The sequence below is a fragment of the Paenibacillus sp. 102 genome, from assembly GCF_039549175.1.
Taxonomy (GTDB): Bacteria; Bacillota; Bacilli; order Bacillales; family Bacillaceae_G; genus Bacillus_A.
In genome coordinates this window covers 527695-541431 of sequence record NZ_JBCGHT010000001.1, presented here as the reverse complement: position 1 = coordinate 541431, position 13737 = coordinate 527695, and the positions used below count along the sequence as shown (strand labels likewise).

Annotated in this window: 13 protein-coding genes; 10 read left to right on the top strand and 3 right to left on the bottom strand. The window is 34.8% G+C overall.

The genetic code is table 11. The features are described from left to right. Window positions 1-576: 576 nt before the first annotated feature. The 3 genes from AAIE21_RS02785 (at window position 577) to AAIE21_RS02775 (ending at window position 2559) form a co-directional block, all read left to right on the top strand. Window positions 577-1305 (top strand): DUF4184 family protein, encoded by a 729-nt coding sequence (locus tag AAIE21_RS02785; protein ID WP_343265361.1) that lies wholly within the window; start codon window positions 577-579, stop codon window positions 1303-1305. A 41-nt stretch (window positions 1306-1346) separates the two neighbouring features. After that, on the top strand, window positions 1347-2099 hold the full coding sequence (locus tag AAIE21_RS02780) for a hypothetical protein (protein ID WP_343265360.1): 753 nt from the start codon (window positions 1347-1349) through the stop codon (window positions 2097-2099). A gap of 274 nt (window positions 2100-2373) precedes the next feature. After that, window positions 2374-2559, top strand: a complete 186-nt coding sequence (locus tag AAIE21_RS02775) for a hypothetical protein (protein ID WP_343265359.1) — start codon at window positions 2374-2376, stop codon at window positions 2557-2559. A gap of 32 nt (window positions 2560-2591) precedes the next feature. Here AAIE21_RS02775 and AAIE21_RS02770 read toward each other — a convergent pair whose 3' ends face one another. Beyond that, window positions 2592-3029: a DUF3997 domain-containing protein gene (locus tag AAIE21_RS02770; protein ID WP_343265358.1), complete on the bottom strand. Its 438-nt coding sequence runs from the start codon at window positions 3027-3029 to the stop codon at window positions 2592-2594. 144 nt (window positions 3030-3173) lie between these two features. On the opposite strand from AAIE21_RS02770, the gene AAIE21_RS02765 reads away from it, so the two are divergent. From AAIE21_RS02765 to AAIE21_RS02755, 3 genes are all read left to right on the top strand, one after another. Further along, window positions 3174-3629: an RDD family protein gene (locus AAIE21_RS02765; protein ID WP_343265357.1), complete on the top strand. Its 456-nt coding sequence runs from the start codon at window positions 3174-3176 to the stop codon at window positions 3627-3629. 492 nt (window positions 3630-4121) lie between these two features. Further along, a complete protein-coding gene (locus tag AAIE21_RS02760; RefSeq protein WP_343265356.1) occupies window positions 4122-4220 on the top strand; it encodes a flagellar motor protein in 99 nt (32 codons plus the stop codon). A gap of 65 nt (window positions 4221-4285) precedes the next feature. Further along, window positions 4286-4795: an SDR family NAD(P)-dependent oxidoreductase gene (locus AAIE21_RS02755; protein ID WP_343265355.1), complete on the top strand. Its 510-nt coding sequence runs from the start codon at window positions 4286-4288 to the stop codon at window positions 4793-4795. 69 nt (window positions 4796-4864) lie between these two features. On the opposite strand, the gene AAIE21_RS02750 is transcribed toward AAIE21_RS02755, so the two are convergent. Beyond that, window positions 4865-5965, bottom strand: coding sequence for an ABC transporter ATP-binding protein (locus AAIE21_RS02750; RefSeq protein ID WP_343265354.1), 1101 nt, complete (start codon window positions 5963-5965; stop codon window positions 4865-4867). Between the two features lie 265 nt (window positions 5966-6230). Here AAIE21_RS02750 and AAIE21_RS02745 point away from each other — a divergent pair, with 265 nt between their 5' ends. Continuing rightward, window positions 6231-7907, top strand: a complete 1677-nt coding sequence (locus AAIE21_RS02745) for a glycoside hydrolase family 13 protein (RefSeq protein WP_343265353.1) — start codon at window positions 6231-6233, stop codon at window positions 7905-7907. 41 nt (window positions 7908-7948) lie between these two features. On the opposite strand, the gene AAIE21_RS02740 is transcribed toward AAIE21_RS02745, so the two are convergent. Next, the gene (locus tag AAIE21_RS02740; protein WP_343265352.1) at window positions 7949-9709 is read right to left on the bottom strand and encodes an alpha-glycosidase; all 1761 of its coding nucleotides are present in this window, start codon (window positions 9707-9709) and stop codon (window positions 7949-7951) included. 315 nt (window positions 9710-10024) lie between these two features. Between AAIE21_RS02740 and AAIE21_RS02735 the strand changes: the two genes are divergently transcribed. The 3 genes from AAIE21_RS02735 (at window position 10025) to malD (ending at window position 13506) form a co-directional block, all read left to right on the top strand. Further along, window positions 10025-11284 (top strand): sugar ABC transporter substrate-binding protein, encoded by a 1260-nt coding sequence (locus AAIE21_RS02735; RefSeq protein WP_343265351.1) that lies wholly within the window; start codon window positions 10025-10027, stop codon window positions 11282-11284. Window positions 11285-11361: 77 nt separating this feature from the next. Then, the gene (locus tag AAIE21_RS02730) at window positions 11362-12663 is read left to right on the top strand and encodes a carbohydrate ABC transporter permease (protein ID WP_343265350.1); all 1302 of its coding nucleotides are present in this window, start codon (window positions 11362-11364) and stop codon (window positions 12661-12663) included. Then, entirely contained in the window at window positions 12664-13506 is an 843-nt protein-coding gene (malD, locus tag AAIE21_RS02725; protein WP_343265349.1) for a maltosaccharide ABC transporter permease MalD, read from the top strand. It abuts the gene before it with no gap. Window positions 13507-13737 lie beyond the last annotated feature (231 nt).

Here is a 13737-nt window from a genome sequence, read left to right as displayed (position 1 = left end):
TCTAATATAGCAGCAAATACAAGGGGGAGGCAACTTGCGAGGAGGATAATAAATTGTAGAATTCCATAATCTAATCCTTCCCATCCGTATTTATTTTTTTGAGAGTAAAAATTAATACTGCGGTAATAAAGCCTATCATACTTGGGGTATATGTAACTATGTTTAAGTGCTTCTATAGAAAAAAACGAATAGAATAAGGGAAAATACAAGTATTAGCGGCAAAATTACACTGTATTTATTTCCTGAAAATTACATTTTGATTATAGCATTTAAGGTATAGATATTCCAATGTCAAAATAAGTATTGCATATAAAGAATCGATATCGTTATGATAGATTATATTCTATATAAATCCATTTTGATTTTTTGACATATTAGCTGTGGTTATGAAAACAAGAATAGTTCTCCACTTATTTCCTCTTTTTGTTTTCACACGGCATGGGGCGAAAAAAGGTACTGACCGCTTCTATGCATGGCTGGATGATCTCGCGCATCTAAAAAGAATGGTTTGATGTTAGTGTTTAATTTGGATTTATATATAGAGCTGCAGTTTTAATATTTAGAAGGGAGTAACTCATGCCGTTTACATTTGCACATCCAGCTGTTGTTATTCCTTTTTGCAAGAAACAACGATATGTTTCAATAACAGCACTAGTATTAGGAAGTATGGCGCCCGATTTTGAATATTTTTTGCATTTTCGGCCATATGGCGTCATTGGACATACATGGTTAGGGTTCTTTTATTTAAACTTGCCACTTGTTTTTATCTTGGCGTACATATATCACTATATTGTAAAACGACCATTTATAGAGCATCTGCCTTGGCCGTTTTCAATTTACTATTGTAATGTAGCATCAATCCCCTGGAAGCTTACTTCATGGAAAGAAATTTTTGTGTTTCTCTATTCTGCATTATTTGGTATGCTTACACATGTTGTTTGGGATGCTTTTACCCATAAGACGGGTTATTTTGTTATGAATCTACCCTTTCTCCAACAATCTATTTATTCGATACCAATATATAAATTTATGCAACATGGGAGTACATGTCTTGGTTTTGTACTCATTACATTTGTTCTTTTGAAATATAGGGATTCTCAATCAAAAGTAGATAGGATTTCAGTAAGAGAGAAAAGGAAATACTGGGGATGGTCAATGATCACAGCGCTTGGCGCGTTTATTGCTCATGCATTGTTAGACCCGTATTTTCAAATTTTACAAATAGGGAGTATAATAGTATCCGGACTTACAAGTGTTTTTTGTGGTATATTTATTGTTTCAGCAGTATACAAAATAAGGGAATAATCTAGTGAATTATGAATGAGAGTGTTAGGAGTAATAAGAAGATGAAAATATGGAAAAGTATTTGTATTTTATGTAGTTTTCTCATTATACTAAGTGGTTGCTTCCATAAGGAAGGAAAAAAAGAAGTTAAGAAAAAAGAATCAATTCCAGAGACGACTGAATATGGCGGTAAGGAATTACAGAAAGTTGGACAGGCTGTAAAAGAAAAAGGATGGGGAACATTTAAATTAGAGCAACTAAAACATGTGAATCAAACGTTTGAAGTAGCTCCAATGAAAATCCATGTGCAAGATGTAAAGATTATCGCATTATCACAAATGAGTCAAGATGCAAAAGATACATTGAAAGTATATACAGCATTAAGTCCAGAAGAAGTGCAGCGCAGACTTGGAGATAAAGTCAATCGAGAAGATGCTGAGTTGTACGCTTCGTTAAGTGGAAAAGACATTAAAGACAAAATCCGTTATGTCGAAATTACATATAAGGTAGAAAATAGTGGAGATAAAGACATACAGTTTTTCTCTATGAATGATGTTACGATTAATGAAACACAGCAATTTAATGTTCCAAAACAAAACTTCTTATATGAAGAGGATACGCTTGTAGGTACAAAAAGTGTTACAAGGGAAGAGTATAAACCAGGCGAGATAAGGGAAGGAATAGTTGGATTAATACTTGAGGATGAGAAAAAAGAGGTTACTCAAATCGCATTTACAACAGATGTTCTTGCAACGGGTGATGCATATGAAACAGTTATAGAACCACAAACATTTAACATCTCACTGTCTAAGTGAGGTGTTTTTTGTATATATAAATTCAAGTTAAAAAACGCCATAAACCCCTTCTTTTTAGTTGGGGGAGAGGATCCAGCCATGCATAGAAGCGGTAAATCCTTCTCCTGTCCCATGCCAAGTAAAAGCAGAAAGAGAAAACAAGTAGCAAGTCACTTTTTCTTCTTCGCGTGAGCTACTCATATGTTGAAAGGTTAAAATGGATTTACATAGAAAATGAACAGGAAATTTGTCAAATCAAAGCGAATGTATTATAAAGTGCAAAGGGGGAAGAAAAATGGAAAAAAGATGTTACGAATGCGGTAGTAAAGAGACAGAAAAAACGACGATAGCACCAAACCAAAAAAATAATCTTACTTTATTTGCACAAACAGTTGCAGAGGTAGAAATTTGTAAAAAATGCGGTACTGTTATCATGATAAAAGGGGAGCATCCAAGTTATCAAAATCACCAGATGGATTGAAAAAGTTTTGATTTTGAAACAAACAGCCATTTTTAGGTATTTGCAGACTGTTTGTTTTGCTCATCTAAATAAATTTCTACGGTTTGTAATTGCTGAGAAATTCGAAATGCTTTCTTTTGTTCCTGAAATTGTTTTTCGTTATAAGGACCAAAACGGCGATTGTTGTTCATATCAATAATCCAATAATGTTCGATTTGTTTATTTGTAATACTAGATTCGGGGTTATTGGGATCGGATTTTTCTTCAATTTGTTTTGCAATAATATATATATCGTCCCATGCAATTTCTACAATTTTAGCTGGGACATATTGTGTAGCGTATACAGCGTCTTGTTTTGGAAAAAGTTCAAATGCATTTCCGGAAGTATTTATTAGTTCATATTCATCATTGATGGTGTAAGCTGAATGGCTAGAACTTGCTGCGCAACCAGTCAGCAGTATAATGGTAATTACGGTCATCAATCGCTTCAATATGAGGCCTCCTTATAAAATGCTTATTGTAAACACATTGTACAAGAAAAGGAAAAGAAACGCCAATATATGAGTTATTTACAATGGTTTTTAGAAATGGTACGATGAAGCAGGTAAAGAAGGATACGAAGGAGTCGACATAAAATGAAGTTAAAGATGCATCGTCCAGCGGTGGTAATGAATCGCATAGGTGCCTCCATTATTGATATGTTTTTTATCTCGGTTATGTATGGTGCGGTTGTAGCAATTGTAACGGGAAATTATGGAGCCATTTTCAATCGTTTTAATATAAGCTTAGGTGATTACCGATATGATCTTACGCTTGTTTTTATATTAATGGCTATATATTTTATTTTTGTTCCATTTATATGGAGAGGTTGTACAATTGGTAAAAAAATCACACGAACAAGACTTATATCATTAACAAGTGAAAAGTTAACAATTCAAACGCTAACAGTAAGGTTCTTTGTATTGTTAATACCAAACATATTGCTATTAGGAATTCCATCTATTTGTAATGTATATATGATGTTGTTCCGTAAAGATAATTGTGCCTTCCATGATCTAATTATGAAAACGAAAGTGATGAGTTTCGTTTAAAGAATAATAGGATAGAATGATAAAGAAGTTCTATATAAATACAAATAAAAAATGATATAATCCCTTCTTTTTAGTTGGGAGAGAGGATCTGGCCATGCATAGAAGTGGTCAGATCCTTTTTCTGCCCTATGTCCAGTAAAAACAGAGAGGAAACAAATAACGGTCCCTTTTTTCTTCCTAGTAGCGACTTATATGTCGGAAAAAAAATAGATTTATAAATGAAAGTTATAGAGAACAGACATCTTCTATAGAGCACCCTCTATATTTCTGTAGGTTGTGTTAGAAAGTGGATTTTTTAACATAGCCTATTCCTTTTTAAGTAGATTGAAAATTAAGAAAATGTTATGATGAATAAAACAAATGTGTTATCCCACTATGCATGGATAGTAATCCCCATCTCAAACTTTAGCGAAAGCAAAGAAGATAGATGAGGATAATAATTAGTAGAGGATAAAGAAAAATTTCACTTTATATAACAAAGGGGAGATTGAAATGACAGGAGGTAGTTTGATTTTTTGGGGAATCCTTATTTTTATCGGCCTAGCTTTTGATCAATATAATAGTAAGAAAAAAGAGAGAACAAATAAGTAAACGTTTACAAGACGGGATATGGACTTTTCCTGCTTGCAGAGCTATGGGCGAAAGGAGTATACTGAATGACGGTAAGACTTACAGAAGGGGTAATGATGATGAAGCTTGCAGGGAAAGTTGCCGTTGTAACTGGCGGTGGCATCGGTATTGGGCGTAGTACAGCTCTTTTGTTGGCAGAGCAAGGTGCAAAAGTAATTGTGACGGATATTGATCAGGAAAATGGACAAGCAACAGCGGAGGAAATTGTAGATTTAGGTGGAGAGGCACTTTTTGTTACCCATGATATGGCGAAACAAGGAGATTGGCAACGTGTCATTGAAGTAGCGATGGACGCTTATAATCGTATTGATGTACTCTTTAATAATGCTGGCTTATATAAAATAGATTCTATTTTCTCACGTCAACAAGAGAACGATTCCAATGCGCTTTGTATTAATGACGTTTGGATTGAAATAAAACAATTGACATCATCTTTTATGAAGCACCAAGAAGAAGTAACGCTCACTGATTTACCTATTTTCGGTATTATCAGTACAAAAGAACAGTCATTTCATACAGTAGGAACCCTAGTATAATAGTAGAAAACCGCCCAAAATATATATGTGGACGGTTTTTTTTGTATTTGTATGACGAAAAGCAATATGTTAGCGAATACGTTTCTCTGTTTTACTATCAAAGAAATGTGCTTTATTCATATCAAATGCAAGGTTAATTTGGTCACCATGTGCAAAAGTATGTCTTGCATCAACGCGTGCCGCAAAATCTTGATTTCCAAGTTTCATATATAAAATAGATTCTGCGCCTAATAGTTCTGCAACTTCAATTTGAGTTGTAAATGTTGTTCCTTGTGAAGCCTCTAAAAATAAAAGTTCATCGTGAATATCTTCTGGACGAATCCCTAGTACAACTTCTTGATTCACATAACCTTGTTCACGTAATAATTTCATTTTGCCTTCAGATACTTTAATCTTTACTTTACCATCTATGACAAAGTCCTGTTCTGTTAATTTACCACGGAAGAAATTCATCGCAGGTGAGCCAATAAATCCACCAACGAAAATATTTTCTGGTGTTTCATATACTTCTTTTGGTGAGCCGATTTGTTGTATTTTTCCGTCTTTCATAACGACAAGACGTGATGCCATTGTCATTGCTTCTGTTTGATCATGTGTTACATAAATTGTTGTTGTCCCAAGTCTTTGATGTAGTTTAGAAATTTCTGAGCGCATCGCTACACGTAATTTTGCATCTAGATTTGATAGAGGCTCGTCCATTAAGAAAACTTTTGCGTCACGGACAATCGCGCGACCTAAGGCAACACGTTGTCGTTGTCCACCGGATAATGCTTTTGGTTTTCGATTTAAATATTCCGAAAGTCCTAAAATTCGAGCAGCATCCGTCACACGACGATCGATTTCGTCTTTTGGTATTTTACGAAGTTTTAAGCCGAATGCCATATTATCATAAACACTCATATGTGGATAGAGCGCGTAGTTTTGGAAGACCATCGCGATATCTCGATCTTTTGGAGGAACATCATTCATTACCTTACCGTCAATTGAAAATTCCCCTTTTGAAATATCTTCGAGTCCAGCTACCATTCGTAATGTTGTTGATTTTCCACATCCAGATGGACCAACGAAAACAATAAATTCTTTATCTTGAATGTGTAAATTGAAGTCTGTTACTGCTGTTACATTATTATCATAAATTTTATAAATATTTTCTAACTTTAGTTCTGCCATGACTTTTCCTCCTAGAAAAATTATGCAAACGTTTTCTTTGAATTCATTATAAACGAATGTATTTAAAAAATAAATAAAAAAATAAAACGTTTTCATAGATTGGGTAAAATATTTAATAAATAAAGCCCCTTTCTTTGAAAATCGAATAAATTAAGTTTGAAGAATGTAAGCGCTATTTTCATTTCTTTTAAAATCTGTTATCATTCATTAGTGAAAACGTTTGCGCCTGGAATTTTTTATTAAAAAAATGAAATGAGGTAGCATGATGGAAAAGCAATGGTGGAAAGAAAGTGTTGTATATCAAATTTATCCACGTAGTTTTATGGATAGTAATGGTGATGGGATTGGTGACCTTCGCGGAATTATTTCAAAGCTTGATTATTTACAGGAACTAGGTATAGATATTATTTGGCTATCACCAGTCTATGAATCTCCAAATGATGATAATGGCTATGATATTAGCAACTATCGCAAGATTATGGATGAGTTTGGAACAATGGAAGATTGGGACGAACTATTAAGTGAAATGCATAAGCGTAATATGAAATTAATGATGGATTTAGTTGTGAACCATACTTCAGATGAACATAATTGGTTTGTTGAATCTCGTAAGTCAAAAGACAATCCATATCGAGATTACTATATTTGGCGTCCTGGAAAAGATGGAAAAGAGCCAAATAATTGGGGGGCAGCTTTTAGTGGCTCCGCTTGGCAGTATGATGAAACGACAGATGAATATTATTTACATTTATTCTCTAAAAAGCAACCTGATTTAAATTGGGATAATGAAGTAGTACGAAAAGATGTTTATGAGATGATGGAGTTTTGGCTTGAAAAAGGAATCGATGGTTTTCGTATGGATGTAATTAATTTTATTTCTAAAACAGAGGGATTGCCAGCTGTGAAAACGGAGAGAGAAGGTTATGTATCAGGCCACCAATACTTTATGAACGGACCGAATATTCACACGTACTTACATGAAATGAATCAGAAGGTATTGTCAAAATACGATATCATGACAGTTGGTGAAATGCCGGGTGTAACAACAGAGGAAGCTAAACTTTATACAGCAGAAGAACGTCAAGAATTACAAATGGTATTTCAGTTTGAACATATGGATTTAGATTCTGGAGAGGGAGGAAAGTGGGACGTAAAGCCATGTTCGCTCTTTACATTAAAGCAGAACTTAACAAAATGGCAGAAAGCTTTAGAACAGACAGGGTGGAATAGTTTATATTGGAATAATCATGACCAGCCTCGTGTTGTCTCTCGTTTTGGCAATGATAAAACATATCGCATAGAATCAGCGAAAATGTTGGCCACGGTACTTCATATGATGAAAGGAACTCCTTATATTTACCAAGGGGAAGAAATTGGAATGACCAACGTTCACTTTGATTCAATCGATGAGTACCGAGATATTGAAACATTGAATATGTACCGTGAAAAAGTGATAGAACTTGGTGAAGATGAAGAAAAAGTAATGCAATCGATTTATATAAAAGGGCGAGATAATGCTAGAACACCAATGCAATGGGATGCTGGAGAGCATGCTGGTTTTACAGCGGGAGAACCGTGGATTGGATTAAATCCTAATTATAAAAAAATCAATGTAGAACAAGCATTACAAGATGGGAACTCTATTTTTTATCACTATAAAAAATTAATTGAACTTCGTAAAAAGCATGAAATCATTGTGTATGGAACATATGATTTAATTTTAGAAGAACATCCTTCTATTTTTGCTTATGTAAGAACGTGGGAAGATGAAAAATTGCTTGTCATTGCGAACTTTACTGAGAAGGAGTGTGTATTTGAAATACCGAAAGAGATAACTTATAATAGTTCGGAATTATTGATACACAATTATGATGTACAAGATGAAGCAATTGAGAGTATCGATTTACAGCCATATGAAGCGAGAGCATACAAATTAAAATAATGAAAAGCCTTGTGTAATCTTTGACACAAGGCTTTTATATTTTACCATTTCAAAATGGAAAACCCATACGGTGGAAGTGCAACCTGTACAGAGTCTGCTTCTGCTGAAAACTCTTCGTTTGTATATAAATTTACAATTTTTTCACCTGCGATATCGAAAGGTATAGGAGCTGATATTTCATTGTTTGTTGGATTTAAAACAATGAAAATGGTTTCTTCTTCATGTGTTTTCGTATAAGAAATATAACCCTGTTCATCATTTGCTTCAATACATTGAAATGTTCCATAGCCACCAAATGCTTTGTATTGTTTCCGCAATGAAAGTAATGTTTGGAGATGCTTAAATAATATTTTATCCTGCTTATCTTCATCCCAAACCATACATTTTCGGCACCCAGGATCCATTCCGCCATCCATCCCAATTTCATCACCATAATAAATGCATGGTGAGCCGATGAAAGAAAGGTGGAATATATATAGTAATTTCACTTTATCTTTATTACCATTACAGGTCGTTAAAATTCTCGGTGTATCATGACTGTCTAATAGGTGAAAAGCAGCTTCGTTTACGTTCATAGAATAGGAGTGAAGAGATGCTGTGATTTGCTCCATAAATTCACTTGCTTGAATCGTCTCATTTGCGAAATAAGAAAGGAGTGCATTTGTTACAGGGTAACTCATGACGGCATCAAATTGATCCCCTTGTAACCATGGCAGAGCGTCATGCCAAATCTCTCCTAGAATATAGACTTCAGAGTTAATGGCTTTTATTTCACTACGGAACTCTCTCCAAAAGCGATGATCGACCTCATTGGCTACATCAAGCCGCCAACCATCAATGTGAAACTCTCGTACCCAATAACGCCCCACTTCGAGTAAGTATTCTTTTACATCTGGATGAGCCGTATTTAATTTTGGCATATATGGTGTAAAGGCAAAAGTATCATAATTCGGAAGTGGCTCTGTTACGATTGGAAATTCATGAATATGAAACCAGTCGATATAGCGAGAGTGATCGCCTTTTTTGAGAACATCTTGAAACTTATCAAAGAAGTAGCCACTATGGTTAAAAACTGCATCTAGCATGACCTTTATACCACGCTCGTGGCAGGCGTCAACGAGCTTTTTGAACGTTTCTTTCGTGCCAAATTGCGGATCAATTTCCATATAGTCAATCGTGTCATATTTATGATTAGAGTGTGCCTTAAAGATAGGTGTAAAGTAAATGCCGGTAATCCCGAGTTCTACAAGATAATCAAGGTGCTCGATAATACCTGCAAAATCTCCGCCGAAAAAATTAGTAGCTGTAGGATCAGTACTTCCCCATGGAAGTGTATTTACTGGATTGCATGCGGAATCTCCATTAGCAAATCGTTCTGGGAAAATTTGATACCAGACTGTATCTTTTATCCATGAAGGCGCTTTAAAAACATCCTGCTTATGAATAAATGGAAAGCAAAAAAAGTTGCCAACATCATCATTAGGTGTTTCATGGAAAAAGCCACGTTCTGTATAAATGATCGTTTCTGTATGATCCTTTAGTTCAAACCCATATCGTAAGCGCTTGAATTTTGGATCAATTGAAACGAACCAATAATCAAATACATCTGTGGAGCCGCTTTTTTTCATCGGTATATTTGCTGTAACCCACTTTCCATCTTGCCATTCATAAGGATCGCCATGAATGAGTGAGATGCTATCTGCGTCATTTTTTTTTGTACGCAAGCGAATATGAAGTGTTTTTTCGTCGTAAGCGTATGCGTAATTATCTTTAGGCCTATGGTATATTGCTTCTTTAAACATATAGAAAATCCCCCTTTGATATCTCTATAAATAATAGTATATTGCAAACGATTGCTTTTGATTTAACTTTAATGTTGCTTATAAGAGTAGTATTCATTTCATATAAAGTCAATGAATAAAGAATAATATCATTATTTTTTGAAAAATACAGAAAGAAAATATTTGCAAAATAGATAAAAGAATGTATAATGATAGACAAATAGCGCAAACGTTTTCATAGATTGGAAGAATGTTTGCGCTTCTATTAAACTAGTAAGTGCAAACGTTTTCATTTCAAGTCAATTATTACATATATAACTTAGGGAGGTTTTGAGGGTGAAAAAAGCATTATCATTATTAACAGTTTCAGCTTTGGCAATTGGTATGTTATCGGCGTGTGGTCCGAAAGATTCAGGGAAAAAGGAAGCAAGTAAAGAAAAGAGAGATTATGATCTTCTTGTTTGGGAAGATCTTAAAAAAGGTCCTGCATTAGAACCAGCGGTAAAGAGCTTTGAAAAGAAATATAACGTGAAAGTAAAAGTGGCTGAAATTCAAATGACGGATCAAACAAAAAAACTACGTCTCGATGGTCCAGCAGGTACAGGTCCTGACGTTGTAACATTACCGCATGATCATATTGGAAATGTGGTTACTGAAGGTTTAATTGATGAAGTAAAAGTTGATGATGCTGTAAAGAGTAAATTTACCGATTTATCTATAGAAGCTCAAACATATAAAGGAAAATTATATGGTTTGCCAAAGGCGATTGAAACACCTGTATTTATTTATAATAAAAAGCTTATGCCAAAGGCACCAGAAACAATGGATGAATTATATAATTTCTCGAAAGATTTCACGAAAGATGGGAAGTATGGCTTTTTAGCATTAGGAGATAATTTGTATTTTGCGAATGCATTTATGGCTGGTATGGGAGGATATGTATTTGGTGAGAAAGATGGTAAACCAAATACAGCGGATATCGGGTTAAATAATGATGGAGCCGTACAAGGTATGGAATATATTCAAAAATGGTATAAGGAGAATTTATTCCCAAAAGGTATTATTGGTGAGTCTGGCGGGGCTGCTGCTGATGGATTGTTTAATGAAGGAAAAGCTGCATCCATTATGAACGGTCCTTGGGCATTTCAAGCTATGGAAAAAAATGGGATCGATTATGGTGTAGCACCGATGCCGAAATTACCAAATGGACAATCGATGAAAACATTTGTTGGGGTAAAAGGATGGCATATAACAAGTTTCTCAAAAAATAAAGATTTAGCAACGAAATTTGTTGATTGGGTAACGAATGAAGAAAATGCAAAAATTCGCTATGAAAAATCAAAAGAGATTCCTCCTGTAAAATCAGTAATGGAAGATCCAATCATTAAGGATAGTGAAGCTGCAAAAGCGATAACTACACAGGCTGAGACAGGTATTCCGATGCCGAATATTCCAGAAATGCAAGAAGTATGGGAGCCAGCAAGGTTTGCATTAGAGTTACTTGCGGCTGGAAAACAAGAACCAAAACCAGCACTTGATGAAGCTGTGAAACAAATTAAAGGCAACATTGAAGCAAACCATAGTAAACAAAAATAATACGGAATTCGTATCTCTTGTAAAGGAGAGGTACGAATTCTCTTCCTTCCAAGGGGAAGAAAAAAGGGGGAAGAAATATGCAAACATCCATTGAACCCACGCAAGAAGTAAACGGTTCAAAACACCGCAAAACAGCTGCGATGTTGTCAATCATTCCGGGTATAGGTCAAATCTATAATAAACAATATGTAAAAGCTCTTATCTTTCTTGTATTAACAGGTTCATTTGTTGTAGCATTTGCTGATTTGTTAAATATGGGATTGTGGGGAATTGTCACGCTCGGTACAGAAGTTCCTCGGGATCACTCTATCTTTCTATTAGTAGAAGGAATTTTAGCGCTAATTGTTATTGCATTTGGATTAGGAATATATGCTTTTAATTTATATGATGCCTATCAAAATGGGAAAAAGCGAGATGTAGGAATACCGTTAAATTCTGTGAAAGAACAATACCGTAATTTATTAGATCAAGGTTTTCCATATTTGATGGTTTCTCCAGGATTTCTGTTATTGATTTTTGTAGTTGTGTTTCCGATTATTTTCGTCTTCTTAATTGGATTTACAAACTATGATTTATATCATTCTCCACCAGCGAAATTAGTAGAGTGGGTTAGTTTCAAAAACTTTATTGATATTTTCACTTTACCAATGTGGAGAGATACATTTTTAAGCGTATTTTCTTGGACGGTTATTTGGACATTTGTTGCAACGACACTCCAAGTAGCTCTTGGTATTTTCTTAGCGATATTAGTGAATCAACCTGGTATTAAAGGGAAAGCAGTGATTCGTACAATCTTTATTTTACCGTGGGCAGTTCCAGCATTCGTATCTATTCTTGTCTTTGCTGGTATGTTCAATGAATCATTTGGAGCGATTAACAATCAAGTGTTAGCTTTATTTGGAATTGAAAAAATTGCGTGGATGACAAATCCGTTTTGGGCAAAAATCGCTTTAATATTTATTCAAACATGGCTTGGTTTCCCGTTTATCTTTGCAATGACCACAGGAATATTACAATCGATTCCAGGGGAATTGTATGAAGCTGCTACAGTAGATGGGGCAACCGCTTGGCAACAATTTCGGAAAATCACATTGCCACTTGTTTTGTATGCAACAGCACCAATCTTAATTACACAATATACGTTTAACTTTAATAACTTCAGTATTATTTATCTGTTTAATGGCGGGGGGCCTGCAGTGTCAGGACAAAATGCAGGTGGAACGGATATTTTAATTTCCTGGATTTATAAATTAACGATGACATCAGCACAATACGGAAAAGCAGCCGCACTTACGATGATTTTATCGTTAATTGTTATTTCAGTGGCGTTATGGCAATTTAAAAGAACAAAATCATTCCAAGAAGAGGATATGATGTAAATGAATATAAAACGACAGAAGATGTTACGTCTTTCATTAAGTTATTTCGTTATTTTTATAATGTGCGTCATTATTTTCTATCCATTATTATGGATTGTTGGCTCATCGTTTAACCCAGGAGATAGTTTATCAGGATCAAGTATTATTCCGAAAAATGCAACGTTAGATCATTATCGTGAGTTACTCGATCTTGATAAAAGTAATTATTTACTCTGGTACAAAAATACGCTAAAAGTTAGTGTGTTAACGATGATTTTCTCAGTACTATCAATTAGCTTCACTGCTTATGCATTTTCAAGATATCGTTTTGTAGGAAGAAAAAATGGATTATTAACGTTTCTCATTCTACAAATGATACCGAACTTTTCAGCGTTAATCGCACTTTATATATTAGCGCAGCTAACAGGATTACTCGATACACATCTAGCGTTAATATTAATTTATGTTGGCGGAGCAATTCCAATGAACACATGGCTTATGAAAGGATATTTTGATACAATTCCAAAAGAATTAGATGAGTCAGCTCGTATGGACGGAGCGGGTCACTTCCGTATTTTCTGGCAAATTATTATGCCGCTTGCAAAACCAATTGTAGCAGTTGTAGCTTTATTTACATTTATCGGTCCGTTTACAGATTTTATTTTAGCTAGCATCATTTTACGTACGCCAGAGAACTATACTTTAGCGGTTGGATTATATGAAATGGTAGCGAAGAAATTTGGTAATGAATTTACAACATTTGCAGCTGGATCCGTATTAATTGCAATACCGATTTCTATTTTATTCTTATCATTGCAAAAATACTTTATTTCTGGTTTAACAGCTGGAGGTACGAAAGGGTGAAAATGGGACATTATGTCCCATTTCTCTTTTTATAGGGAGATTATATAGATACAAAATAAAAAACGACATAAAACCTTTCTTTTTTGGATGGAAGAGAGCATCTGGCCATGCATAGAAGCGGTCAGTGCCTTTTTTAGCCCCATGCCATGTGAAAACAAAAAGAGAACATGAGTGCAAGTCTTCTTTTGTTTTCATAGCCATGACTTATATGTCGGAAAAGTAACTGGGATA